General features: G+C 74.6%; 22 protein-coding genes. 17 read left to right on the forward strand and 5 right to left on the reverse strand.

Annotated elements, in window-relative coordinates; all coding sequences use genetic code 11:
- Positions 1-26: 26 nt before the first annotated feature.
- Entirely contained in the window at positions 27-650 is a 624-nt protein-coding gene (locus KIN34_RS15715; RefSeq protein WP_214352863.1) for a M23 family metallopeptidase, read from the reverse strand.
- Between the two features lie 366 nt (positions 651-1,016).
- Here KIN34_RS15715 and rpsB point away from each other — a divergent pair, with 366 nt between their 5' ends.
- From rpsB to dxr, 8 genes are all read left to right on the forward strand, one after another.
- Positions 1,017-1,994, forward strand: coding sequence for a 30S ribosomal protein S2 (rpsB, locus tag KIN34_RS15720; protein ID WP_214352865.1), 978 nt, complete (start codon positions 1,017-1,019; stop codon positions 1,992-1,994).
- 64 nt (positions 1,995-2,058) lie between these two features.
- Positions 2,059-2,904, forward strand: coding sequence for a translation elongation factor Ts (tsf, locus tag KIN34_RS15725; RefSeq protein ID WP_214352867.1), 846 nt, complete (start codon positions 2,059-2,061; stop codon positions 2,902-2,904).
- Between the two features lie 113 nt (positions 2,905-3,017).
- Positions 3,018-3,764, forward strand: a complete 747-nt coding sequence (pyrH, locus tag KIN34_RS15730; RefSeq protein ID WP_214352869.1) for a UMP kinase — start codon at positions 3,018-3,020, stop codon at positions 3,762-3,764.
- A 68-nt stretch (positions 3,765-3,832) separates the two neighbouring features.
- Positions 3,833-4,390, forward strand: a complete 558-nt coding sequence (gene frr, locus KIN34_RS15735) for a ribosome recycling factor (RefSeq protein WP_214352871.1) — start codon at positions 3,833-3,835, stop codon at positions 4,388-4,390.
- Positions 4,390-5,238, forward strand: coding sequence for a phosphatidate cytidylyltransferase (locus tag KIN34_RS15740; protein WP_214352873.1), 849 nt, complete (start codon positions 4,390-4,392; stop codon positions 5,236-5,238). Before frr ends, KIN34_RS15740 begins: the two co-directional genes overlap by 1 nt.
- A 23-nt stretch (positions 5,239-5,261) precedes the next feature.
- Positions 5,262-6,389, forward strand: coding sequence for a dual-specificity RNA methyltransferase RlmN (rlmN, locus tag KIN34_RS15745; protein ID WP_214352875.1), 1,128 nt, complete (start codon positions 5,262-5,264; stop codon positions 6,387-6,389).
- The gene (locus tag KIN34_RS15750) at positions 6,386-6,940 is read left to right on the forward strand and encodes a DivIVA domain-containing protein (protein ID WP_214352877.1); all 555 of its coding nucleotides are present in this window, start codon (positions 6,386-6,388) and stop codon (positions 6,938-6,940) included. The genes rlmN and KIN34_RS15750 overlap by 4 nt, the downstream gene beginning before the upstream one ends.
- Positions 6,937-8,157: a 1-deoxy-D-xylulose-5-phosphate reductoisomerase gene (dxr, locus tag KIN34_RS15755; RefSeq protein ID WP_307858288.1), complete on the forward strand. Its 1,221-nt coding sequence runs from the start codon at positions 6,937-6,939 to the stop codon at positions 8,155-8,157. The genes KIN34_RS15750 and dxr overlap by 4 nt, the downstream gene beginning before the upstream one ends.
- 108 nt (positions 8,158-8,265) lie before the next feature.
- Here the strand turns inward: dxr and KIN34_RS15760 are convergent, their stop codons facing one another.
- A complete protein-coding gene (locus tag KIN34_RS15760) occupies positions 8,266-9,453 on the reverse strand; it encodes an NAD(P)/FAD-dependent oxidoreductase (RefSeq protein ID WP_214352878.1) in 1,188 nt (395 codons plus the stop codon).
- 241 nt (positions 9,454-9,694) lie between these two features.
- On the opposite strand from KIN34_RS15760, the gene KIN34_RS15765 reads away from it, so the two are divergent.
- The 4 genes from KIN34_RS15765 to KIN34_RS15780 all read left to right on the forward strand — a co-directional run bounded on the left by KIN34_RS15765 (position 9,695) and on the right by KIN34_RS15780 (position 13,727).
- Positions 9,695-11,014 carry a M50 family metallopeptidase gene (locus KIN34_RS15765; RefSeq protein ID WP_214352880.1) on the forward strand — a complete coding sequence of 440 codons (1,320 nt, stop codon included), beginning with the start codon at positions 9,695-9,697 and terminating at the stop codon, positions 11,012-11,014.
- Between the two features lie 20 nt (positions 11,015-11,034).
- Entirely contained in the window at positions 11,035-11,379 is a 345-nt protein-coding gene (locus KIN34_RS15770) for an iron chaperone (RefSeq protein WP_214352882.1), read from the forward strand.
- A gap of 127 nt (positions 11,380-11,506) precedes the next feature.
- The gene (gene ispG / locus KIN34_RS15775; RefSeq protein WP_214353150.1) at positions 11,507-12,643 is read left to right on the forward strand and encodes a flavodoxin-dependent (E)-4-hydroxy-3-methylbut-2-enyl-diphosphate synthase; all 1,137 of its coding nucleotides are present in this window, start codon (positions 11,507-11,509) and stop codon (positions 12,641-12,643) included.
- Between the two features lie 91 nt (positions 12,644-12,734).
- Positions 12,735-13,727: a GNAT family N-acetyltransferase gene (locus KIN34_RS15780; RefSeq protein WP_214352884.1), complete on the forward strand. Its 993-nt coding sequence runs from the start codon at positions 12,735-12,737 to the stop codon at positions 13,725-13,727.
- A 15-nt stretch (positions 13,728-13,742) separates the two neighbouring features.
- Here the strand turns inward: KIN34_RS15780 and KIN34_RS15785 are convergent, their stop codons facing one another.
- Both KIN34_RS15785 and KIN34_RS15790 read right to left on the reverse strand, forming a co-directional pair.
- Entirely contained in the window at positions 13,743-14,297 is a 555-nt protein-coding gene (locus tag KIN34_RS15785; protein WP_214352886.1) for a P-loop nucleotide/nucleoside kinase family protein, read from the reverse strand.
- Entirely contained in the window at positions 14,294-15,184 is an 891-nt protein-coding gene (locus KIN34_RS15790) for an Fpg/Nei family DNA glycosylase (RefSeq protein WP_214352887.1), read from the reverse strand. The genes KIN34_RS15785 and KIN34_RS15790 overlap by 4 nt, the downstream gene beginning before the upstream one ends.
- Positions 15,185-15,315: 131 nt before the next feature.
- Here KIN34_RS15790 and KIN34_RS15795 point away from each other — a divergent pair, with 131 nt between their 5' ends.
- Positions 15,316-17,103: a proline--tRNA ligase gene (locus KIN34_RS15795; protein ID WP_214352888.1), complete on the forward strand. Its 1,788-nt coding sequence runs from the start codon at positions 15,316-15,318 to the stop codon at positions 17,101-17,103.
- A gap of 25 nt (positions 17,104-17,128) precedes the next feature.
- Here KIN34_RS15795 and KIN34_RS15800 read toward each other — a convergent pair whose 3' ends face one another.
- Entirely contained in the window at positions 17,129-18,223 is a 1,095-nt protein-coding gene (locus KIN34_RS15800; RefSeq protein ID WP_214352889.1) for a DUF4439 domain-containing protein, read from the reverse strand.
- A gap of 127 nt (positions 18,224-18,350) precedes the next feature.
- On the opposite strand from KIN34_RS15800, the gene rimP reads away from it, so the two are divergent.
- The 4 genes from rimP to infB all read left to right on the forward strand — a co-directional run bounded on the left by rimP (position 18,351) and on the right by infB (position 23,385).
- Positions 18,351-18,887: a ribosome maturation factor RimP gene (gene rimP, locus KIN34_RS15805; RefSeq protein ID WP_307858289.1), complete on the forward strand. Its 537-nt coding sequence runs from the start codon at positions 18,351-18,353 to the stop codon at positions 18,885-18,887.
- On the forward strand, positions 18,887-19,891 hold the full coding sequence (gene nusA / locus KIN34_RS15810; protein ID WP_214352891.1) for a transcription termination factor NusA: 1,005 nt from the start codon (positions 18,887-18,889) through the stop codon (positions 19,889-19,891). The genes rimP and nusA overlap by 1 nt, the downstream gene beginning before the upstream one ends.
- A 225-nt stretch (positions 19,892-20,116) precedes the next feature.
- The gene (locus tag KIN34_RS15815) at positions 20,117-20,440 is read left to right on the forward strand and encodes a YlxR family protein (protein ID WP_307858310.1); all 324 of its coding nucleotides are present in this window, start codon (positions 20,117-20,119) and stop codon (positions 20,438-20,440) included.
- Positions 20,441-20,523: 83 nt separating this feature from the next.
- Complete coding sequence (infB, locus tag KIN34_RS15820) at positions 20,524-23,385, forward strand: translation initiation factor IF-2 (protein WP_214352892.1); 2,862 nt, start codon at positions 20,524-20,526, stop codon at positions 23,383-23,385.
- Positions 23,386-23,420 lie beyond the last annotated feature (35 nt).

The raw sequence follows: 23,420 nt of genomic DNA on the forward strand, positions 1-23,420 counted from the left end.
CCGGACGCCGGAGCTGGTCCGGCGGCTCACGGAGGCAGGAGCACCAGGAGGCCCGAGGGGTCGACCAGCGACATCGGGTCGACGTAGGCGTCGGGGCCCGTCCGCACGCCCCAGTGCAGGCACGGCGACGCCGCGCAGTGCCCACCCGCGGTCAGCGCGCCCAGCACGTGGCCCGGGTCGACGCGGTCGCCGACCGCCACGGCGGCGTCCACCGGCTCCAGGCTCGACCACAGCCCGTCGTCGTGCCGCACCGTGACCACGCCGCGGCCGGCGACCGCGCCGGCGAACGTGACGACGCCGGCCGCCGGCGCGCCGACGCGCGTCCTGACGTCCGCCGCGAGGTCCACCCCCCGGTGGCCCGCCGCCCACGGTTCCGGCGGCGCCTCGAACGCGCGCAGCACCGCCGCGTCGGCCACGGGGAGCCGGTACGACGAGACCGCGGTCCCGGGCCCCGCGCGGAGCGGTCCCGCGGTGGCCCTTGCCGTGGTCTCCAGGGTGGCTCCCGCGGCGGGTGCCGCGCCGGCGGCCGGGATGCCGACGAGCGGGAGCGCCGCGAGCAGGAGGACGGCGAGCAGGAGGGCCGCGAGCAGCAGCGGGACCGCCGGACCGCCGATCGGCGGACGGGTGCGGCTGCGGGACGACGGGTGCATGCGGGCATCCTCGTCGGACCGACCTCGCCGCGGGCGGCGTGAGCCGCCCGCTGGGGACGACGGTGCGCGCCAGGGGTCTGGGGTCGGCTGGTCCGTCCGACCGCGGCCGTCGGGTAGACTTCAGGCGCGACCGGTGAGAGCCGGTCGACTTCGCGCGCCATCCACCCGTTCCGTACCGCTTCGGCGGTGACGACCGGGGGCCACGCCCGCAACGGTCCGGACCTCGTCCGGCGCGGGCAGCCATGGCGCCAGGGGCACCGACACCCGTCGGGGCCGACAACCGAGAAGCGGTCTGCGGGCACTCAGCGTGCGTGCGGGCCGCCCGACGTGCGCTCCGCCAGGCGGACCGCACCGGAAGGACGTGCCATGGCCGTCGTGACCATGCGCCAGCTGCTCGAGAGCGGTGTCCACTTCGGACACCAGACGCGCCGCTGGAACCCCAAGATGAAGCGCTTCATCTTCACCGAGCGCAACGGCATCTACATCGTCGACCTGCAGCAGTCGCTGTCCTACATCGACCGCGCCTACGACTTCGTGTCGCAGACCGTCGCGCACGGTGGGTCGATCCTGTTCGTCGGCACCAAGAAGCAGGCGCAGGAGCCCGTCGCCGAGCAGGCCGCTCGCGTCGGCATGCCGTACGTCAACCAGCGCTGGCTGGGTGGCATGCTCACCAACTTCTCGACGATGCACAAGCGTCTGCAGCGCCTCAAGGAGCTCGAGCAGATCGACTTCGACGACGTCGCGGCCTCGGGCCTGACGAAGAAGGAGCTGCTCGTCCTGCGCCGCGAGAAGGACAAGCTCGCGAAGACGCTCGGCGGCATCCGCGACATGGCCAAGGTCCCCTCGGCCGTGTGGATCGTCGACACCAACAAGGAGCACCTCGCGGTCGACGAGGCGCGCAAGCTGGGCATCCCGGTCGTCGCGATCCTCGACACCAACTGCGACCCCGACGTCGTGGACTACCCGATCCCGGGCAACGACGACGCGATCCGCGCCGTGCAGCTGCTGACCCGCGTGATCGCGGACGCGGTGGCCGACGGCCTGATGAAGCGTCACTCGGGCAAGGCCGCCGCCGAGGGTGGCGCTGCCGCCGAGGCCGAGCCGCTGGCCGAGTGGGAGCGCGAGCTGCTCGCAGGCGCCGAGGCGACCGCCGCGGACGCCGCGCCGGCTGCGGCCACCGAGGCTCCGGCCGAGGCCGCCACCGAGGAGACCGCGACCGAGGAGACCGCGACCGCGGAGACGGCCACCGAGGCGCCCGCCGCCGACGAGGCCGCGCCCGCCGAGGTCGCTGCCGACGAGGCTGCTGCCGACGAGGCCACCGAGGGCACCGCCACCGAGGCCTGAGTCCTCCTCGACGGGCCCTGCCCGTCCGTTGTGCACCGCTCCACCGACAGAACGGGAACCACTGATGGCGAACTACTCGCTCCAGGACATCAAGGACCTGCGCGAGAAGACCGGCGCCGGCATGCTCGACGTCAAGAAGGCGCTCGAGGAGGCCGAGGGCGACGCGGACAAGGCGCTGGAGATCATCCGCGTCAAGGGTCTGAAGGGCGTCGGCAAGCGTGAGGGTCGCGCGGCCTCCGACGGTCTCGTCGGCGCGCACGTCGGCCCCACGGCCGACGGCGAGGGCCAGACCGGCGTGCTGGTCGAGGTCAACTCGGAGACCGACTTCGTCGCGAAGAGCCAGGCGTTCATCTCGCTGGCCGAGCGCGTCGTCGCGGCCGCCGTGTCCACGGGTGCTCGCGACGCGGACGCCCTGACGGCCGCCGAGTACGAGGGCTCGACCGTGCAGAACATCGTCGACGAGACGGCCGCCACCCTCGGTGAGCGCGTCGTCGTGCGTCGTCTGGCCCGTGTGGCCGGCGAGCACGTCGAGGTCTACCTGCACAAGGTCAACAAGGACCTCCCCCCGCAGGTCGGCGTGCTCGTCGCGACCGACGCGGCCGGTGCGTCCGTGGCGCGCGACGTGGCGACGCACATCGCCGCGTACTCGCCGCTGTACCTCACGCGTGACGAGGTCCCGGCGGAGACGGTCGAGAACGAGCGCAAGATCGCCGAGGAGACGGCCCGCAACGAGGGCAAGCCCGAGGCCGCGCTCGCGAAGATCGTCGAGGGTCGTCTGACCGGGTTCTTCAAGGAGAACGTCCTGCTCGACCAGGCGTTCGCCAAGGACGCCAAGAAGTCGGTCGGCCAGGTGCTGGCCGAGGCCGGCGGCACGGTGACGGGCTTCGCCCGCTTCCGCGTGGGAGCCTGATCCCACCACGCACGTACGGTGGCCCTGGTCCGACGAGGGCCGGGGCCACCGGCGTACGCACCGCCGTGAGGCACCGCAGGTACCCGCAAAGAGCCCGTCCCGCAGGAGGCGCCGTGAGCCCGGACCCGACCACCGACCCGACCCACGTCGTCCCCGCCCGGCGGGTGCTGCTCAAGCTGTCGGGGGAGACGTTCGGCGGCGGCCGGGTCGGCCTGGACGTCGGCGTGGTGCGACGGGTGGCCGAGGAGATCGCGGTGGCCGTGCGCGGCGGCGTCCAGGTCGCCATCGTCGTCGGCGGAGGCAACTTCTTCCGCGGCGCCGAGCTCTCCGCGAGCGGCATGGACCGGGCGCGGGCCGACTACATGGGCATGCTCGGCACCGTGATGAACTGCCTGGCGCTGCAGGACCTCCTCGAGCAGGCGGGGGTGAGCACGCGCGTCCAGACCGCCATCACGATGGGCCAGGTCGCGGAGCCGTACATCCCGCTGCGCGCGATCCGGCACCTCGAGAAGGGGCGCGTCGTGATCTTCGGCGCGGGCGCCGGCATGCCGTACTTCTCGACGGACACCGTGAGCGCGCAGCGCGCCCTGGAGACGCACTGCCAGGAGGTGCTCATGGGCAAGAACGGCGTCGACGGCGTCTACACCGCCGACCCCCGCAAGGACCCCGACGCGACGCTGCTCGAGCACCTCACCTACACCGACGCGCTCGTCGGCGACCTCGCCGTCATGGACGCGACCGCGCTGTCGCTGTGCCGGGACAACGGCGTCGCGATGCGCGTGTTCGGGCTCGAGGAGCCCGGGAACGTCACCCGCGTGCTGCAGGGTGAGAAGATCGGGACGTCCGTCACCGCGGACTGACCTGCGGCGCGACCAGAGCACACCAGACTGCACCCCAGGCTGGACCGACCAGAGCACTAGGAGATCCGGTGATCGACGAGACCCTCTTCGAGGCCGAGGAGAAGATGGACAAGGCCGTCGAGGTCGCCAAGGACGACTTCGCGACGATCCGCACGGGCCGTGCGAACGCCGCGATGTTCTCGAAGATCTTCGTCGACTACTACGGCGCCCCGACGCCGCTGCAGCAGCTCGCGTCGTTCAACGTGACCGAGGCGCGCACCATCCTCATCTCGCCGTTCGACAAGTCGGCGACGGCCGCGATCGAGAAGGCGCTGCGCGACTCCGACCTCGGCGTGAACCCGAACAACGACGGCAACGTCATCCGGGTGGTGCTCCCGGCCCTCACGGAGGAGCGGCGCAAGGACTTCGTCAAGCTCGCCAAGCAGAAGGCCGAGCAGGCGCGCACGTCCGTGCGGGCCGTGCGCCGCCGCGCCAAGGAGGAGCTCGACCGCATCGTCAAGGACGGCGAGGCGGGCGAGGACGAGGTCGCGCGCGCCGAGAAGGAGCTCGAGGCCCTGACCAAGAAGCACGTGGACACGATCGACCACCTGCTCACGGCCAAGGAGAGCGAGCTCCTCGAGGTCTGATGACTGAGCTCGCCGCCCCCCGCACGACGCGACCGGGTCGAGACCTCCCGGTCGCGATCGTGGTCGGCGTCGGCCTGCTCGTCGTCGTCGTCGCGTCCCTGTTCATCCGCAAGGAGGCGTTCGTCGTCCTCGCGGTGCTCGCGGTCTGCGCCGGCCTCTGGGAGCTCGCGCAGGCGGTCACCCGCCGCGCGGTCCACCTGCCCCTGCTGCCGCTGCTGGTCGGCGCCGTCGGCATCCTGGTCTCGGCGTACACGTCGGGGCCGGAGGCGCTGTTCGTCGCGTTCATGCTCACCGTGGGCGGCGTCATGGTCTGGCGCGTGCTGGACGGGAGCGGGGACCGCGCCCTGCGCGACGTGGTCGGCGGTGCGTTCGCGGCGGCGTACCTGCCGTTCCTCGCCGGGTTCGTGATGCTCATGCTCGCGGAGCCCGACGGCCCGGCGCGCGTCATCGTGTTCATCCTGCTGGTCGTCGCGAGCGACACCGGCGGCTTTGCCGTGGGCGTCCTGCTCGGCCGCCACCCGATGGCGCCCACGATCAGCCCCAAGAAGTCGTGGGAGGGCCTGGCGGGCTCCGTCGTGCTGGCCTGCGTGGTCGGGGTCGTGTCCGTCCAGGTCGCCTTCGACGGCGAGCCGCTCGTCGGGGTCTTCCTGGGCCTGGCCACCGTCCTGACCGCGACGTTCGGCGACCTCGCCGAGTCGATGCTCAAGCGCGACCTCGAGCTCAAGGACATGGGCCGCCTGGTCCCCGGCCACGGCGGCGTCCTCGACCGGCTCGACTCGCTGCTGCTCACGGCGCCCGCCGTCTACCTCATCCTCGAGATGCTGCAGCCCGCCCCCGTCGGGCTCTGATCCCCAACTGCTCGGAGTACCCCGTGCCCGCCACCCCCGTCCGGCTGGACCTGTCGTCACCGACCCGCGGCCCGCGCGGCAAGCCGCCGCGCCACTTCGTCGACCTCACGCCCGACGAGCGCGTCGCCGCCGTCACCGCGCTCGGCGAGAAGCCGTTCCGGGCCAAGCAGCTGGCGACCCACTACTTCACCCACCTCACGGCGGACGCCGCGGCGATGACGGACCTGCCCGCCGCGAGCCGTGACAAGCTCGTCGAGGACCTGTTCCCGCGCCTGCTGACGAACGTGCGCACGCAGACCGCGGACGGTGGCACGACCGTCAAGACGCTGTGGCACCTGTTCGACCAGGCCAAGGTCGAGTCGGTGCTGATGCGCTACGCCAGCCGGACCACGCTGTGCATCTCGAGCCAGGCCGGGTGCGGTCTCGCCTGCGCGTTCTGCGCGACCGGCCAGATGGGCCTGACCCGCAACCTGTCCACCGCCGAGATCGTCGAGCAGGTCCGCGAGGCCGCACGTGCGCTCCAGGCGGGGGAGGTGCCCGGCGGCCCGACCCGGCTCTCGAACGTCGTGTTCATGGGCATGGGGGAGCCGCTCGCCAACTACAAGGCGATCATGGCGACCGTCCGCACGCTCGTCGCGCCCGCGCCGGACGGCCTGGGCATGTCCGCGCGCAACGTGACGGTCTCGACCGTCGGGATGGTGCCGGCGATGCGCAAGCTCGCCGACGAGGGCATCCCGGTCACCCTGGCGCTGTCCCTGCACGCCCCGGACGACGAGCTGCGCAGCGAGCTGGTGCCGGTGAACACGCGGTGGGACGTCGACGAGGCCCTCGACGCCGCCTACCACTACTTCGAGGTGACGGGCCGCCGGGTCTCGATCGAGTACGCGCTGATCCGCGACATCAACGACCACGCGTGGCGCGCCGACCTCCTGGGCGAGAAGCTCAACGCGCGGGGTCGGGGCTGGGTGCACTGCAACCCGATCCCGCTCAACCCGGTGCCGAACTCGAAGTGGACGGCGAGCGATCCCCGGGTCGAGCAGGAGTTCGTGGCACGCTTGCGTGCGCACGGGATCCCGACGACCATCCGGGACACCCGCGGCAGCGACATCGACGGCGCCTGCGGCCAGCTCGCGGCGGAGGAGGACGAGTGAGCGACGGGATGTTCCGGACGGTGTCCGGGTTCCGCTCGGGGTACGACCCGGACGAGGTCGACGAGTTCTTCGACCACGCGCGTGCGATGTACGAGCAGGGCCCCGCGGCCGCGCTGTCCGCCAAGGACGTCCGCCGCGTGGGCTTCGAGATGGTGCGCCGCGGCTACGCGACGGCGGCCGTCGACGCGGCGCTCGACCGGCTGGAGTCGGCGTTCGTCGCCCGCGCCCGCGCCGAGCACGTCGCCCAGCACGGTCAGGACGCCTGGATGGCGCAGCTCGGCGAGCAGGCGCGCACGCTCTACGGCCGGCTCGGCCGGCCTGACGGCGACCGGTTCGCCCCGCCCGTCGGCCGCGAGCCCGGGTACGAGCCCGCGGACGTCGACGAGCTCTGCCACCGCCTGGTGGCGTACTTCGACCAGGGCGTGCCGCTGACGTCGGGCGAGGTGCGCTCGGCGACGTTCCGGCGGCGCAAGGGGCAGCACGGCTACGGCGAGCCCGCCGTGGACGCGTTCGTCGCGCGCGCGGTCGAGGTCCTGCTCGGCGTCGAGTGAGCGACGGTCCGGTGGCGACGGGCGGCGGTGCCGTGCCCGACGAGGCTCCGCCCCGGCGTGTCGTGCTCCTGGGCTCCACGGGCTCGATCGGCACGCAAGCCCTCGACGTCGTGGCGCGGAACCCCGAGCGGTTCCAGGTGGTCGGCCTCGCGGCGGGCGGCTCGGACCCGGGGCTGCTCGCGGACCAGGCCGCACGGTTCGGTGTCCCCACGGTCGCGGTGCACGACGAGGCGGCGGCCGGAGCCGTGCGCGAGGCGCTGGACTCGGCCGGAGCCGGACGGGTCGAGGTGCTCGTCGGGCCCGACGCGGCCACCGAGCTCGCCGGGCGTGCCGCCGACGTCGTGCTGAACGGCATCACGGGCTCCGTCGGGCTCCAGCCCACGCTCGCCGCGCTGCGCGCCGGGAGCACGCTCGCGCTCGCGAACAAGGAGTCCCTGGTCGTCGGCGGTCCGCTGGTACGGCGCGCCGCGGTCCGGCCCGGGCAGGTGGTCCCCGTCGACTCCGAGCACTCGGCGATCGCGCAGGCGCTGCGCGCGGGGGCGCCGCAGGAGGTCGCGCGCCTGGTGCTCACGGCGTCCGGCGGGCCGTTCCGCGGCTGGGCGGCCGACGACGTCAAGGCGGTGACCCCGCAGCAGGCCCTCGCGCACCCCACCTGGGTGATGGGTCCGGTCGTGACGATCAACTCCGCGACCCTCATGAACAAGGGCCTCGAGCTCATCGAGGCGCACCTGCTGTTCGACGTGCCGACCGACCGGATCGACGTCGTCGTGCACCCGCAGTCGGTGGTGCACTCGATGGTCACGTTCGTCGACGGCTCGACGATCGCGCAGGCGTCGCCCCCGGACATGCGGCTGCCGATCGCGCTCGGCCTGTCGTGGCCGCAGCGCGTGCCGGACGTGGCGGCCGCGTGCGACTGGAGCAGCCCGACCTCGTGGACGTTCGAGCCGCTCGACGAGGAGCTGTTCGGCGCGGTGCGGCTCGCACGGGCGGCGGCCGGCGCCTCGGCGACCCACCCGGCGGTCTACAACGCGGCCAACGAGCAGTGCGTCGCGGCGTTCCTGGCCGGTCGGATCGGCTTCCTCGACATCGTCGCGACGGTCGAGCGTGTCCTGGGCGAGCACGCCGGGACGCCCGCCGACGGGCTCGAGCTCGGCGCGGTGCTGGACGCCGAGCGCTGGGCGCGGGCGCGCGCCGACGAGGTCCTCGCGCGCTCCTGAGGACCGGCCGGCGAGCGATCCGCCCTGCTGCGACCCGCCCTGCTGCAATCCGCCCTGCTGCGATCCGCCCTGCTGCGACCCGTGCGCCGGCACCCGTCGGCTCCCCGGTCAGGCGTGCGTGACCCAGGGGGCCGCGGTCCACTCCGACGACGAGCCGGTGAGCAGCTCGGCGACCGCGCGGCCGGCCACGTTGGCCGCGGCCGGTCCCGTACCGCCCGAGCGGGCGCGCGCGACGCGCCACGGGGCCTCCTCCAGCACGGTGACCTGGGGCAGCGCGCCGGGGTGGGCGAGCGGACGCCGCCACGCGTGGGTCACGGGTGCCTCGCCGAGCGCCGGCAGGAGGTCGACCAGCGCCTCGTGCAGCGCGGGAGCCGACGCGCGACGGCGGGACAGCGCGTCCAGGAGCCGGGCCGCGCGCGACCCGCCGGACCGGGCGCGGCCGGCGACGAGGCGGTCGTCCGGCGTGCGCACCAGGCGCAGGCCGTCGCTGTGCGCGACGAGCTCGGCGCGCTCGAGACCGATCGCCGCCCAGGTCGCGGCGGGCAGGGGGGCCGTGGCGATCGTGGCGGCCTGCTCGGCGGGCGCGCCGCCGGGCCGCGTGTCCACGACGATCCCGGCACGCACCGTGCCGTGCGTCGTGAGGACGGCGCCGGCGCCGGCCTGCACGACGGGCGTGTGGTCGACGCTGCGGCCGCCGCGCGCGAGCACGACGTCGCGCAGCCCGCGCGCGAGCCGGCCGGGGGAGAGCCGCGCCGCGTCCGGCGACCACGAGCCGCCCCGCACGTCGTCGGACCCGAACCGTTCGCGCACCCCCGCCGCGTCCAGCGCGTGCACCTCGTCCCCCCAGGCCGCCGCGTCGTGCGCGGCCGCGAGCATCCGGCCCAGGGCGACGTCGTCGGCGGCGACCAGGAGCTCGCCGCCGAACGCGAAGCCGCAGTCGATCTCCTCGACCGCGACGACGCCGCCGACCTCGACGACCGCGTCGCGCAGCAGCGCCCGCGCGTCACGTGCCGCCGCGTCGCCGAACCGCCGCGCGAGCGCGTCGGGGGCGAGGCCGACGCGCGACGAGCACGCGCCCAGCCCGCGCTCGTCCTGGCCCGTGAGGCCGCGGTCGACCAGCAGCACGTCGAGCGAGGGGTCGGCGTCCAGCAGGTAGTAGGCGGCCCACAGCCCGGTCAGGCCGGCGCCGACCACGACGACGTCCGCGGTGGTGTCGCCGTCGAGCGGTGCCTGCGCGCCCACGGACTCGTCGGCCCAGGGGGCGGGGTCGGCCGGGTCCCACGCGTCGGGGGTCATCCGCCGATGGTCGCCGCCCCAGCGCCGGGCTTCAACTCGCCACGCCCCGCCCGCCCGGCGGACGTGCAGCCGGCTCCCAGGATTCCGGGGGATGATGAGCCGCCCGCGGGACGCGCGGGCGCGGTGCCGTCGATCGGCGTCGCCCGGACCGTGCGGGATCGTGCAGGCACGTGCAGGCACGTGCAGGCACGTGCGGGCACGGTGTCGGCGGGACCGGTCGCGTCGGGACGAGGAGGAGCTGGTGGCGTACCTGGTCGGAGTGGTCGTCGCGGTCGTCGTGCTGCTGGCCTCGATCGCGCTCCACGAGGTGGGGCACATGGTGCCCGCCAAGCGGTTCGGCGTGCGCGTCAGCCACTACTTCGTCGGGTTCGGGCCCACGCTGTGGTCGCGCACCCGCGGGGAGACCGAGTACGGGCTCAAGGCCATCCCGCTCGGCGGGTTCGTCCGGCTGGTCGGCATGTACCCGCCCGCCGCGAGCGTGGGCGACCCGCCCGCGCGCACGTGGGTCGGCCGGCTCGCCCAGGACGCCCGGGAGGCGAGCGCGGAGGAGATCCGCCCCGGCGAGGACGGCCGCGCGTTCTACCGGCTCTCCACGCCCAAGAAGCTCGTCGTGATGCTCGGCGGCCCGGTGATGAACCTGCTCATCGCGTTCGTCCTGATGGCGATCGTCATGCTCGGGTTCGGGATCCCGACCGCGACCACCACGCTCGACACCGTCTCCCAGTGCGTGATTCCCGCGGGCGACGACCCGACGCGCACCTGCACCGACGCGGACGAGCCGGCGCCGGGTGCGGCCGCGGGCCTGCTGCCGGGCGACGAGGTCGTCCGCTACGGGGACACCGACATCGACTCGTGGGACCAGCTCACGGACCTGATCCGCGCGTCGGGGGGTGAGGCGACCCCGATCGTCGTCGACCGTGACGGCCAGGAGGTCGACCTGACGGTCACCCCCGTCGTGGCCGAGCGTCCGGTGTACGACGAGGACGGCGCGGCGGTGCTCGACGACGACGGGCAGGTCGTCACCGAGCCCGCCGGGTTCCTGGGCGTGACGGCGGCCGAGGAGCGGGAGCCGACCCCCGTGCTCGAGGTCCCGCAGGTGGTGGCGGAGCGGACGTGGGCCACCATGTCGGTGGTCGTGACGCTGCCCGCGCGGATCGTCGACCTGGTGCAGACGACCTTCGGCGGCGAGGAGCGCGGCACCGACTCGATCGTCGGCATCGTCGGCGTGGGCCGGTTCGCGGGCGAGATCGCCTCGATGCAGGGCGACGGCATCGACTGGAGCCTCAAGCTCGCGGGGCTGCTCGAGATGCTCGCCAGCCTCAACCTCGCGCTGTTCGTGTTCAACCTGATCCCGCTGCCGCCGCTGGACGGCGGCCACGTGGCCGCCGCGCTCTGGGAGGGCGGCCGACGCCAGGTCGCTCGCCTGCGCGGGCTGCCCCGGCCGGGCCCGTTCGACACGGCGAAGCTCGTCCCGCTCGCGTACGGCGTGTTCGTCGTGCTCGGGGCCATGGGGCTGCTGCTGGTGTACGCCGACCTGGTAAACCCGGTGACCATCGCCTGAGCGGGTCTAGCCTCGGGGGCATGGGTGAGGTCACCGCGTACGTCGAGTCGCTCCCGGAGCCCGCGCGCGCGGCGGTGGAGCGCGTCTACGCGCGGGCCCGGGCGATCGTCCCGGAGGCGACCGAGGGCCTCGGCTACGGCATGCCGGCGCTCGTGCACCGAGGGAAGCCGCTGGTCTCCGTGATGGTCGCGCGCGCCCACATCGGGCTCTACCCCTTCAGCCCCCGCGCGCTCGACACGGTCCGCGAGGAGCTGGCGGGCTTCTCCCTGTCCAAGGGGACGGTGCGCTTCTCCGCACAGGCCCCCGTGCCCGACGAGGTGCTGGACCGGCTGCTCCAGGCTCGTCGGGCCGAGATCGAGGGCTGAGGCCCGACCCGGGCCGCGTGGTGGATGCGGAGATCGCGTGCGCGTTGCCGCCGCGCAGCGCCGTGGCCGCGAATGTGCCGCGCCGTGATGGGATGATGAGCACGTGAGCGTCCCGATCAGCCTCGGCATGCCGGCGGCCCCCGTCCCTGTCCTCGCCCCTCGTCGTCCGTCCCGCAAGATCCGGGTCGGCAAGGTGGAGGTCGGGGGAGACGCACCCATCAGCGTCCAGTCGATGACGACGACGCCGACGACGGACATCAACGCGACGCTGCAGCAGATCGCCGCCCTCACCGCCTCCGGCTGCGACATCGTGCGCGTCGCGGTGCCGAGCCAGGACGACGCGGACGCGCTGCCGGCGATCGCCCGCAAGTCGCAGATCCCCGTGATCGCGGACATCCACTTCCAGCCGAAGTACGTCTTCGCCGCGATCGACGCCGGCTGCGCGGCGGTCCGCGTGAACCCGGGCAACATCCGCAAGTTCGACGACCAGGTGGGCACGATCGCCCGGGCCGCCGCGGACGCCGGGGTCAGCCTGCGCATCGGCGTCAACGCCGGCTCGCTCGACCCCCGGCTGCTCGAGAAGTACGGCAAGGCGACACCCGAGGCGCTCGTCGAGTCCGCGGTCTGGGAGGCGTCGCTGTTCGAGGAGCACGACTTCCACGACTTCAAGATCTCGGTCAAGCACAACGACCCGGTCGTCATGGTGCGCGCCTACGAGCTGCTCGCCGAGCGCGGCGACTGGCCGCTGCACCTCGGCGTCACCGAGGCGGGGCCCGCTTTCCAGGGGACCATCAAGTCGGCGACCGCGTTCGGCGCCCTGCTGAGCAAGGGCATCGGCGACACGATCCGGGTGTCGCTCTCCGCGCCTCCGGTCGAGGAGGTCAAGGTCGGCATCCAGATCCTGCAGTCCCTGAACCTGCGGCCGCGCAAGCTGGAGATCGTCTCCTGCCCGTCGTGCGGTCGCGCGCAGGTGGACGTCTACACGCTCGCGGACAAGGTCACCGCAGGCCTCGAGGGCCTCGAGGTGCCGCTGCGCGTCGCCGTCATGGGCTGCGTGGTGAACGGGCCGGGCGAGGCGCGCGAGGCCGACCTGGGGGTCGCCTCCGGCAACGGCAAGGGCCAGATCTTCGTCAAGGGCGAGGTCGTCAAGACGGTGCCCGAGGCGCTGATCGTCGAGACGTTGATCGAGGAGGCCATGCGCATCGCCGAGTCCATGGACCCCGTCGAGGCCGGCGAGGGCAGCCCCGTCGTCACGGTCGGCTGACGGTGCCGGGTCGGGCGGCCGCAGGCGTGCGCCGACGAGCCGGGCGCGGTCTGGTCCCGCGCCGCGCGGGCTCCTGAGGCACAATCCCCCCATGGGCTCGCGTCGCGCGACGATGCTCGACCGCCGACCCGGGGCTCGCGTCCTCGCGGACGTCGACCTCGAGGCGGCTCTCGAGGTGTGCGCGCTCGACCCCGTGGGCTCGGTCCTCGCCACCGCCCGGCTGGAGCAGGCGCGGCGGGTGGGCCTCGCCGCCGCGGGCGGTGCCCTCTGGGGCTTCCACCACGGCGGCGTGCTCGTCGCGGTGTGCTGGGCCGGCGCCAACATGGTGCCCGTGGTCCCCGTGGTACCCCGGACCGTCGACCTCCCCCCGGCCGCCCGCGCGCTGCCCACGCCCGGCGGCCCCGCGCCGGCCGTGCCCGCCACCGGTGCGGACGTGGTCGTCGACGCCGCCGTCGCCGACGCGGCGCTCGACGCGTTCGCGATCATGGCCGCGCGCCAGGGCCGTCGCTGCTCGTCGATCGTCGGTCCGGCGCCCACCGTCCTGGGGCTCTGGGAGCGGCTGCGCGGCGCCTGGCCCGGCGTGCGCGAGGTGCGCGACGACCAGCCCTCGATGGTCATCGACCACGCGCCGGTCGTGGCGCCCGACCCCGACGTCCGGGTGTCCCGGCCCCAGGAGTACGACCAGGTGCTGCCGGCGTGCGTGCGGATGTTCACCGAGGAGGTCGGCTACTCGCCCGCGAGCGGCCCGCACGGCCCCTACGAGACGCGCGTGCGCTCGCTCATCGCGCAGGGCCGCTCGTTCGTGCGGATGGAGCCGGGGCCGGAGGGTCCGCCGCACGTCGCGTTCAAGGCCGAGCTCGGGGCCGTGGCGGGGGGCGTCGCGCAGGTGCAGGGCGTCTGGGTCACCCCCGAGCGCCGGGGCCGGCGGCTCTCGGTGCACGGGATGGCCGCGGTGGTCGAGCTCGCGCGCGCCCACGCCCCCGTGGTCTCGCTGTACGTCAACGACTTCAACGTGCGCGCGGTCGCGGCGTACCGCTCCGTCGGGTTCCGGCAGGTCGGCTCGTACGCCACGGTCCTGTTCTGACCGTCGGCCGCCGGGTCAGGGCGCCCGGCGGGACCGCTCGACGTGGTCGAGCGCCAGCGCGAGGCCGTGGGCGAGCGGCCGCGTCGAGTCGATGCTCATCCGCTCGTCGTCCCAGTCGCGGAAGGCGGCGCGCCGCCGGACGACCGACTCCCAGGTCGGCTCGGGGAAGCCCGCGATCGACCGCACCCGCCGCGCGAGCCGCGCGCGGTGCAGCTCCTCGTCGGGGCAGACGACCTCCAGGTACGTCGGCCGCAGCCCGTGCCGGGCGGCGAGCGCGCGCCACTGCTCGCGTGCCGCGGGGTCGTCGTTGACGGCGTCGACCACGACGTCGTTGCCGAGCCGCAGCTGCTCGTGCGCCAGGTCCTCGGCCACCACGTAGGCGGCGAGGCCGGTCGGCTGCCCGCGCTCGACGCCCGCGCGCCACAGCGCCGCCTCGATCGGGTCCACCGACAGGACCGCGCAGCCCAGCGCGCGGGCGACGCCCTCGGCCACCGCGGACTTGCCCGCACCGGGCAGGCCGGCCGTCACCACGAGGACGCGGCCGGCGGTGCCCGCACGAGCGCCCGTCACCGCAGGAGCTTCGAGAGCCGCCGGTCCGCGAGCGGCTTGCCGCCGGTCTGGCACGTGGGGCAGTACTGCAACGACGAGTCCGCGAACGACACCTCGTGCACGGTGTCCCCGCAGGGCACGCCGTCCCAGCCGGGGCACGGCTGGCCGGTGCGGCCGTGCACCCGCATGCCCCCGCGCTTGGCGTCCTTGAGCTGCGCGGCCGGCTTGCCCGCGGCCGCCGCGACGGCCTGCTCGAGCACGTCCTGCAGCGCCGCGTAGAGCCGGTCCGCCTGCTCCTCGGTCAGCGAGCGGGTGAGCGCGAACGGCGACGTCCGCGCGGCGTGGAGGATCTCGTCGGAGTACGCGTTGCCGATGCCCGCGATCGTGCCCTGGTCCCGCAGCAGGCCCTTGACCTGCTGGTTGCGGGCCGCGAGCAGCTCGCCGAACCCGTCCCGGTCGAGGTCCGACGAGAGCGGCTCGACGCCGAGCGTCGCGATCTGGGGGACCTCCTGGGGGTCGGCGACCACGTGCACGGCGAGCCGCTTGCGCGTGCCCTGCTCGGTGAGGTCGAACCCGGACCCGTCGTCGAGCCGCACGCGCAGCGCGAGCGGCGAGCGGCCGGGGCGCACGGGCGTCGTCGCGAGCTGGTCGGACCATCGCACCCAGCCGGCCCGGGACAGGTGCCAGACGAGGTGCAGCGGCTCGCCCGTGGGCGTCGCGACCAGGAGGTCGAGCCACTTGCCGTGCCGCGACGCGTCCACCACCGTGCCGCCGACGAGCGCGTCGGGCGGCGGTCGGAAGGTCTTCAGCGCGGCGATGTCGCCGACGCCGACCTGCGTGACGGTGCGGCCCACCGCGCGCTCGCGGAGGAACCCGGCGAGCGCCTCGACCTCGGGAAGCTCGGGCATGAGCCCATCGTGGCGCACGCCGGGCCCGGGCGCGGCCGGATGGGCGCGGCCGGATGGGCGCGGCCGGATGGGCGTGGTCGGTGGGCTCGGCGTGGTCGGTCCGCGCGGCCGGGACAACTAGGCTTCCGCTCATGCTCCTGCGTATGTCCACGCTGTTCCTGCGCACGCTGCGCGAGGACCCCGCCGACGCCGAGGTCGCAAGCCACCGGCTCCTGGTGCGCGCCGGCTACATCCGCCGTGCCGCGCCCGGGATCTACACGTGGCTGCCGCTCGGCCTGCGCGTGCTGGCGAAGGTCGAGGCCGTCGTCCGCGAGGAGATGGCCGCCGCCGGCGCGCAGGAGGTGCACTTCCCGGCCCTGCTGCCCAAGGAGCCGTACGAGGCGACGGGGCGTTGGACCGAGTACGGGCCGAACATCTTCCGGCTCAAGGACCGCAAGGGCGGCGACTACCTGCTGGCCCCGACGCACGAGGAGCTGTTCACGCTCCTGGTCAAGGACCTCTACTCGTCGTACAAGGACCTGCCCGCGACGCTCTTCCAGATCCAGACGAAGTACCGCGACGAGGCGCGCCCGCGCGCGGGCCTCATCCGCGGACGCGAGTTCGTCATGAAGGACGCGTACTCGTTCGACGTCGACGACGCGGGCCTGGAGGCGTCCTACCTGGTGCAGCGCGCGGCCTACCAGCGCATCTTCGACCGGCTCGGGCTCGAGTACGTGATCGTCGCGGCCACGTCGGGCGCGATGGGCGGCTCGCGGTCGGAGGAGTTCCTCACGCCGACGGCGATCGGCGAGGACACCTTCGTGCGGTCCGCGGGCGGCTACGCGGCCAACGTGGAGGCCGTCACCACCGTGGTCCCGGAGGCGCTGCCGTTCGACGACGCGCCCGCCGCGCACGTGGAGGACACCCCGGACACGCCGACGATCGACTCGCTCGTCGCGCTGGCGAACGAGCGCTTCGCGCGGCCGGACCGTGCGTGGACGGCCGCCGACACGCTGAAGAACGTCGTCCTCGCCCTCGTGCACCCCACGGGGGAGCGCGAGCTGCTCGTCGTCGGCCTTCCCGGGGACCGCGAGGTCGACCTCAAGCGGCTCGAGGCCGCGGTGTCCCCGGCCGAGGTCGAGGCCGCGGGCGAGGCGGACTTCGCCGCGCACCCCGAGCTCGTCCGCGGGTACATCGGACCCTCCGCGCTCGGCCCGAACGCGCCGGTCGCCGAGGGTGCCGAGCGCACGGCGGTGCGCTACCTGCTCGACCCGCGCGTGGTGTCCGGATCGCGCTGGATCACCGGGGCGAACGAGACCGGACGCCACGTGTTCGACCTGGTCGCGGGCCGGGACTTCACCGCCGACGGCACGGTCGAGGCCGCCGAGGTGCGCGCGGGCGACCCCGCTCCGGACGGCTCGGGCCCGCTCGAGCTCGCGCGCGGCATCGAGATCGGCCACATCTTCGCGCTCGGCCGCAAGTACGCCCAGGCGCTCGGCCTGACCGTGCTGGACCAGAACGGCAAGGCGCAGGTCGTCACGATGGGCTCCTACGGCATCGGCGTCACGCGCGTGCTCGCGGCGCTCGCCGAGGCCAACCACGACGAGAAGGGCCTCGCCTGGCCCGCGCACGTCGCGCCCGCGCACGTGCACGTGGTCGCGACCGGCAAGGACCCGGCGGTCTTCGAGGCGGCGGAGCGGATCGCGGTCGAGCTCAGCGGGCGGGGCGTCGAGGTGCTGTACGACGACCGACCCAAGGTCTCGCCCGGCGTGAAGTTCGCCGACGCCGAGCTGCTCGGTGTCCCGCTGGTCGTGGTCGTGGGCCGCGGCCTGGCCGAGGGCGTGGTCGAGGTCCGGCCGCGCGCGGGAGCCCAGGGCGACCAGGTCGCGGTCGGCGAGGCCGTCGAGGCCATCGCGGCCCGCGTCGCGGCGCTGCTGTAGCCCCGGCTCCGCGGGCCGCGGACCGTCAGGAGCCCGCGGCCTCGCCCTGCTCGGGCAGGCCGGGGAACGCGCTCGGCGCGGCGCCCCACGGTCGTGCGTCGGCGACGGAGCGGCGCAGGCCGTCGAGGTACGGCGCGCGCCCGCCGGCGGGCACCTCGGCGACGGCGGCGGCGTAGGCGTCCGCGAGCCCGGTGCGGACCGACAGCGCGAGGCGCTCGAGCAGCGCGTCGTCGTCGAGCCCCGCGGGCAGCGCGTAGGCGGCGAGCCGCGGGTCCTGCGCGGTGTCGGTCAGCGCGGCGGACGCGGCCCACCGGGCCCCGAGCACCCGGTCGCGCGCGGCCGCCGTGAGGGACCGGTCCCGGTCGTCGTCCGACCGGCGTGCGGCGACGAGCTCGAACGTGAAGCCGGCCTCGTCGTGCGCGCGTGCCAACGGCGCGGCCACCGGCGTCGGGACCTCGTCCGGCACCTCCTGCGCGTCCGCCGCGGGCGGCGCCGGGGAGTCCGCCCCGAGCCGTGCCGCGAGGCGGTCGGCGAGGTCGGCGCGGGAGACGGCGACCGACCCCACGAGCCGCGCGAGCGGTCCGTCGGCGACGTCGTCGGCGTCGGCCAGCGCGGTCGTCGACGTGCTGCCGAGCAGCGCGAGCACCTCGTCCGGCGTCGCCTCCACGGCGGAGCCGGCGGACGTCGGCGCGGGGGAGGCCGTCGGCTCGAGGCCCGACTCGTAGACGCCGCCGAGGGCGTCGGCCTGCTCCGTCGAGATCGTGGCGACCTGCTCGAGCAGCGTGTGCAGCGCGTCGTCGGACGACCCGTCGGCCGTGGCCGCCGCGGACGTGGCGGCGTCGGTCAGCGCGAGCGCGTCGTCCACCGTGCGCGCCCGGACCTGCTCGACGGCGTCCGGTGTCGGCTCCGCCGGTGGCGGCGTCTCGAGCCGCAGCCCGCAGCCGGCGACGACGAGCGCGACGGCGGTCGCGACGAGCGCGGCGCCGGTGCGGCGGCCCGCACGACGCCTCGCAGCCTGGACCGTGCGGCGACGGGCGCCGCCGGCGGTGCCGCTGCCGGTGCGCGGGGTGATCCCTGCCACGTCGCGCGTGGTCGCGGGGGTGTCGTCAGGCGTGCTCATCGCGGGCGATCCTGCCATGCGGGGGCGCGCGGCCCCGGCAGGGCGGGCGCGCGCCCGCGGACTCGTTAGGCTGGGCGCCACAAACGGGTCGCGCACGTCGGCCCCGCACAGGCGAAGGGAGGCGGTCGTGGTCGTGGTCGCACCGACGCAGCGGGTGAAGGACGTGGTCGAGCCGGTCGTGGCAGGGCTCGGGCTGGTGCTCGAGGAGGTGCACGTCCGGCGCGCCGGCGGGCGGCAGGTCGTCGAGATCGCCGTGGGCCAGACGCAGGACGACGAGGCCGAGCTCGACCTCGACCGCGTCGCCGCCGTGACGGCCGCGATCTCGGACGCCCTGGACGCCACCGACCCGGTGCCCGGGGAGTACACGCTCGAGGTCGGCACGCGGGGAGCGGACGCGCCGCTGACGGAGCGCCGGCACTTCGTGCGGGCCGTGGGCCGGTCGGTCCGCGTCCGCACGCAGGACGGCACCACCACCACGGGTCGGCTGGAGGGGCTGACGGACGACGCGGTCGTCGTCGTGCCCGTGACGCCCGGGGTGAAGGGGCGACCGCCGAAGGTCGGCGCGCCCGTGACGATCGCACTCGCGGCAGTGCGCGACGCACGCGTCGAGGTCGACCTCGCCGGGCTGGGCCCCGACGTCGACGACGCCGGACAGGAGAGCTGATGGACATCGACATGCAGGCGCTGCGCGCGCTCGAGCGGGAGCGCGAGCTCAGCCTCGAGGTGCTGGTCGACGCGATCGAGCAGGCGCTGCTCTCGGCCTACCACCGCACGCCGGGCGCGCACGCCCGTGCGCGCGTCGAGGTCGACCGCAAGAGCGGCCACGTCACGGTCTGGGCCCGCGAGACGCCGGCCGCCGACGAGGAGGGCGGCGCTCTCGTCGAGCCGCCGGAGTTCGACGACACGCCCGCCGGGTTCGGCCGCATCGCGACCGCGACCGCGCGCCAGGTGATCGTGCAGCGCCTGCGCGACGCCGAGGACGACCAGGTGCTCGGCACGTTCCGCGGCAAGGAGGGCGAGGTCCTCGGCGGCGTCATCCAGCAGGGGCCGGACCCCCGCGTGGTCCTCGTCGACGTCGGCGGCACCGAGGCCGTCCTGCCCGCGCACGAGCAGGTGCCCGGCGAGCAGTACGTGCACGGCGAGCGCATCCGCGGCTACGTGCTCGAGGTCGCGCGCGGGTCGCGCGGGCCGCAGGTCACGCTCTCGCGCAGCCACCCCGGGCTGGTCCGCAAGCTGTTCGAGCTCGAGGTCCCCGAGGTCGCCGACGGGACCGTCGAGATTACCGCGCTGGCCCGCGAGGCCGGGCACCGCAGCAAGATGTCGGTCCGCGCGACCGTCCCCGGCGTCAACGCCAAGGGCGCCTGCATCGGCCCGATGGGCGGCCGCGTGCGCGCGGTGATGGCCGAGCTGCACGGCGAGAAGATCGACATCGTCGACCACGCGGACGACCCGGCGGAGATGGTGGCGCACGCGCTGTCGCCCGCCCGGGTGATCTCCGTCACGGTCGTGGACGAGGCGGCACGGGCCGCGCGCGTCGTCGTGCCGGACTACCAGCTCTCGCTGGCGATCGGCAAGGAGGGCCAGAACGCGCGCCTCGCGGCGAAGCTGACCGGCTGGCGGATCGACATCCGGTCCGACGCCGAGGCGCTCCCGGACGACGCGGGCTGAGCCCCGGATGGCCGGACCAGCGCGCGTGCCCGCCGGGGTGCGACCGCCGCTCGAGGTGCTCACGTGACCCGCTCGGGTGGCCGCGGGGGTAGACTCGACGTGGCTGGGCCGGATGCCCGGCATCCCCTGTGCGCCGAGACGGGCACTGGCACGTGCACCGACGTCGATCCCCACGGCACCGTCGCTCCGGCGAGCGGAGCGCCGCGAGGACCGGTGCGCACGTGCGTGGGCTGCCGAGCCACCGGCCCGAGATCTGCCCTGCTGAGGGTGGTCGCGGCCACGACGTCGGGTTCGCCCGTGCTCGTCGTGGACGTCGGCCGTCGGATGCCGGGCAGGGGTGCGTGGCTGCACCCCGACCTGGAGTGCCTCGAGCTCGCGTCACGTCGCCGCGCGTTCGGCCGGGCCCTGCGTCTGCAGGACCGGCCCGACGAGTCCGCCGTGCGGGAGCACCTCGAGGGCCAGGCCACGGCACCGGGAGCACCGGTGCCGACCGTCGATGAGGGAAGCGGGTTGGAAGCCGATGGCGACCCGATGAGCACGCTCCGATGAGTGCCCAGCGATGAGCACGCCGATGAGCATCACGAACTAACGACGGTCCGACCCTGTCTCGGGCGGACCGAGACAGGAGAGAAGTGGCCAAGCTTCGCGTCTACGAGCTCGCCAAGGAGCTCGGGGTCGACAGCAAGACCATCATGACGAAGCTCACCGAGATGGGTGAGTTCGTCCGCTCGGCGTCTTCGACGATCGAGCCGCCCGTCGTGCGCAAGCTGCGCGACGTGTACCCGGCAGCGGGCGGCAGCGCCCCCGCCGCCAAGCCTGCGTCTGCCCGGCCCGCGCCCGCGCGTCCCGCCGCACCGGCTCCGGCCGCTGCGCCGGCTCCCGCGCCCGCACCGGCTGCTCCGGCCCCGGCGGCGACCGCCGCCCCGGCCGCACCGGCGGCCACGTCGACTCCGGCGGCGCCCGCGCCGAGCCCGGCCGCGCCCGCGCCGGCACCCCAGGCCCCGCGGCCCGCCGCGGCGGCCCGTCCCGCCGCGGGTGGCGGTGCGCCGCGTCCCGGTGCCGCGCGTCCCGCGCGGCCCGGCAACAACCCGTTCGCGCCCTCGCAGGGCATGCCCCGTCCCGGCGAGCGCTCGGCCGAGCGTCCCGGCGGCGAGCGTGCCGGTGGCGAGCGGTCCGGCGGCGAGCGCTCGGGCGGTCCCCGCCCCGGCGGCCCGCGCCCGGGCAACAACCCGTTCGCGCCCTCGCAGGGCATGCCCCGTCCCGGTGAGCGCCGGACCGAGGGTGCTCCCGCCGCGGGCGGCGACCGTCCCGGCGGTCCGCGTCCCGCGCCGCGTCCCGGCGGCCCGCGTCCCAACCCCGGCATGATGCCGGGGCGCACGTCGAGCGGCGTCGGCCGTCCCGGCGAGCGTCCGGCGCGCCCCGGTGGTGCGGGCGGCGGCGGCCGCGGTGGCTTCGGCGGTCGTCCCGGTGGCGGCGGCGGAGCGCCCGGTGCGGGCGGCGGCGGCTTCGCCGGCCGTCCCGGCGGCGGCGGTCGTCCCGGCGGTGCCGGTCGTGGCTCCACGCAGGGCGCGTTCGGTCGCGCCGGTGGGCGCCCGGTCCGCGGGCGGAAGTCGAAGCGGGCCAAGCGCCAGGAGTTCGAGGCGATGCAGGCCCCGTCCCTCGGTGGCGTGCAGGTCCCGCGCGGCAACGGCAAGACGGTCGTCCGGCTGCGCCACGGCTCGTCGCTGAACGACTTCGCGGACAAGATCGACGCGAACCCCGCCTCGCTCGTCACGGTGCTGTTCCACCTCGGGGAGATGGCGACCGCGACGCAGTCGCTGGACGAGGACACGTTCGGCACGCTCGCGGCCGAGCTCGGCTACGTCATCGAGATGGTCTCGGCCGAGGAGGAGGACCGCGAGCTGCTCGGGGCCTTCGACATCGACCTGGACGCCGAGCTCGAGGCGGAGGGCGACGACGAGCTGCAGGCGCGTCCGCCCGTGGTCACCGTCATGGGTCACGTCGACCACGGGAAGACCAAGCTCCTCGACGCCATCCGGTCCACGGACGTGGTGGCCGGCGAGGCTGGTGGGATCACCCAGCACATCGGTGCCTACCAGGTCACCAAGGAGCACGAGGGCATCGAGCGTCCCATCACGTTCATCGACACCCCGGGTCACGAGGCGTTCACCGCCATGCGTGCCCGTGGTGCCCAGGTCACGGACATCGCGATCCTCGTGGTCGCGGCCGACGACGGCGTGATGCCCCAGACGATCGAGGCGCTCAACCACGCCCAGGCGGCCAACGTGCCGATCGTGGTCGCGGTCAACAAGGTGGACAAGGAGGGGTCGAACCCCGCCAAGATCCGCCAGCAGCTCACCGAGTACAACCTGGTGGCCGAGGAGTACGGCGGCGACACGATGTTCGTCGACGTCTCCGCCAAGCAGGGCATGGGCATCGACCAGCTCCTCGAGGCCGTGCTGCTCACGGCCGACGCGGCGCTCGACCTGCGGGCGAACCCCGACAAGGACGCGCGTGGTGTCGCCATCGAGGCGAACCTCGACAAGGGCCGCGGCTCGGTCGCGACCGTCCTGGTCCAGTCCGGCACGCTGCGCGTCGGCGACGCGATCGTCGCGGGGACGGCCTACGGCCGCGTCCGCGCGATGTTCGACGAGCACGGCGAGACCGTCCTCGAGGCGGGCCCGTCCCGTCCCGTGCAGGTCCTGGGCCTCGCGTCCGTCCCGTCCGCGGGCGACACGCTGCTGGTCGCCACCGAGGAGCGCACGGCCCGCCAGATCGCCGAGAAGCGTGAGGCGGCCGAGCGTGCCGCGCTCCTGGCCAAGCGCCGCAAGCGCATCAGCCTCGAGGACTTCACGCAGGCGCTCGCGCAGGGCAAGGTCGAGACCCTCAACCTCGTCATCAAGGGTGACGTGTCCGGTGCCGTCGAGGCACTCGAGGACGCGCTGCTCAAGATCGACGTGGGCGACGAGGTCGAGCTGCGCGTCATCCACCGCGGGGTGGGTGCCATCACGCAGAACGACGTGAACCTGGCGACCGTCGACTCGGCGATCATCATCGGCTTCAACGTGAAGTTCGCCGAGCGCGTCGAGGAGCTGGCCGACCGCGAGGGCGTCGACGTGCGCTTCTACTCGGTCATCTACCAGGCGATCGACGACGTCGAGGCCGCGCTCAAGGGCATGCTCAAGCCGGAGTACGAGGAGGCGCAGCTCGGCACCGCCGAGGTCCGCGAGATCTTCCGTTCCTCGAAGTTCGGCAACATCGCGGGCTGCATCGTCCGGTCGGGCGAGATCCGGCGCAACACCAAGGCCCGCGTCCTGCGCGGCGGCAAGGTGATCGCCGACAACCTCACGATCGAGTCGCTCAAGCGGTTCAAGGACGACGCGACCGAGGTCCGCGAGGGGTACGAGTGCGGTATCGGGCTCGGCTCCTACAACGACCTGCAGACCGAGGACGTCATCGAGACGTTCGAGATGCGGGAGAAGCCGCGGTCCTGACGTCAGTCATTGGTTGCCTTCGGGCAGCCTCCGAG

The sequence above is a fragment of the Cellulomonas fulva genome (genome assembly GCF_018531375.1).
Taxonomy (GTDB): Bacteria; Actinomycetota; Actinomycetes; order Actinomycetales; family Cellulomonadaceae; genus Cellulomonas; species Cellulomonas fulva.

Excerpts from the sequence above, each read along its gene's own strand:
- KIN34_RS15715 (WP_214352863.1), bottom strand. The coding sequence starts at position 650 with ATGCACCCGTCGTCCCGCAGCCGCACCCGTCCGCCGATCGGCGGTCCG.
- rpsB (WP_214352865.1), top strand. The coding sequence starts at position 1,017 with ATGGCCGTCGTGACCATGCGCCAGCTGCTCGAGAGCGGTGTCCACTTC.
- tsf (WP_214352867.1), top strand. The coding sequence starts at position 2,059 with ATGGCGAACTACTCGCTCCAGGACATCAAGGACCTGCGCGAGAAGACC.
- KIN34_RS15740 (WP_214352873.1), top strand. The coding sequence starts at position 4,390 with ATGACTGAGCTCGCCGCCCCCCGCACGACGCGACCGGGTCGAGACCTC.
- KIN34_RS15760 (WP_214352878.1), bottom strand. The coding sequence starts at position 9,453 with ATGACCCCCGACGCGTGGGACCCGGCCGACCCCGCCCCCTGGGCCGAC.
- KIN34_RS15770 (WP_214352882.1), top strand. The coding sequence starts at position 11,035 with ATGGGTGAGGTCACCGCGTACGTCGAGTCGCTCCCGGAGCCCGCGCGC.
- ispG (WP_214353150.1), top strand. The coding sequence starts at position 11,507 with ATGCCGGCGGCCCCCGTCCCTGTCCTCGCCCCTCGTCGTCCGTCCCGC.
- KIN34_RS15780 (WP_214352884.1), top strand. The coding sequence starts at position 12,735 with ATGGGCTCGCGTCGCGCGACGATGCTCGACCGCCGACCCGGGGCTCGC.
- KIN34_RS15790 (WP_214352887.1), bottom strand. The coding sequence starts at position 15,184 with ATGCCCGAGCTTCCCGAGGTCGAGGCGCTCGCCGGGTTCCTCCGCGAG.
- KIN34_RS15795 (WP_214352888.1), top strand. The coding sequence starts at position 15,316 with ATGCTCCTGCGTATGTCCACGCTGTTCCTGCGCACGCTGCGCGAGGAC.
- KIN34_RS15800 (WP_214352889.1), bottom strand. The coding sequence starts at position 18,223 with ATGAGCACGCCTGACGACACCCCCGCGACCACGCGCGACGTGGCAGGG.
- nusA (WP_214352891.1), top strand. The coding sequence starts at position 18,887 with ATGGACATCGACATGCAGGCGCTGCGCGCGCTCGAGCGGGAGCGCGAG.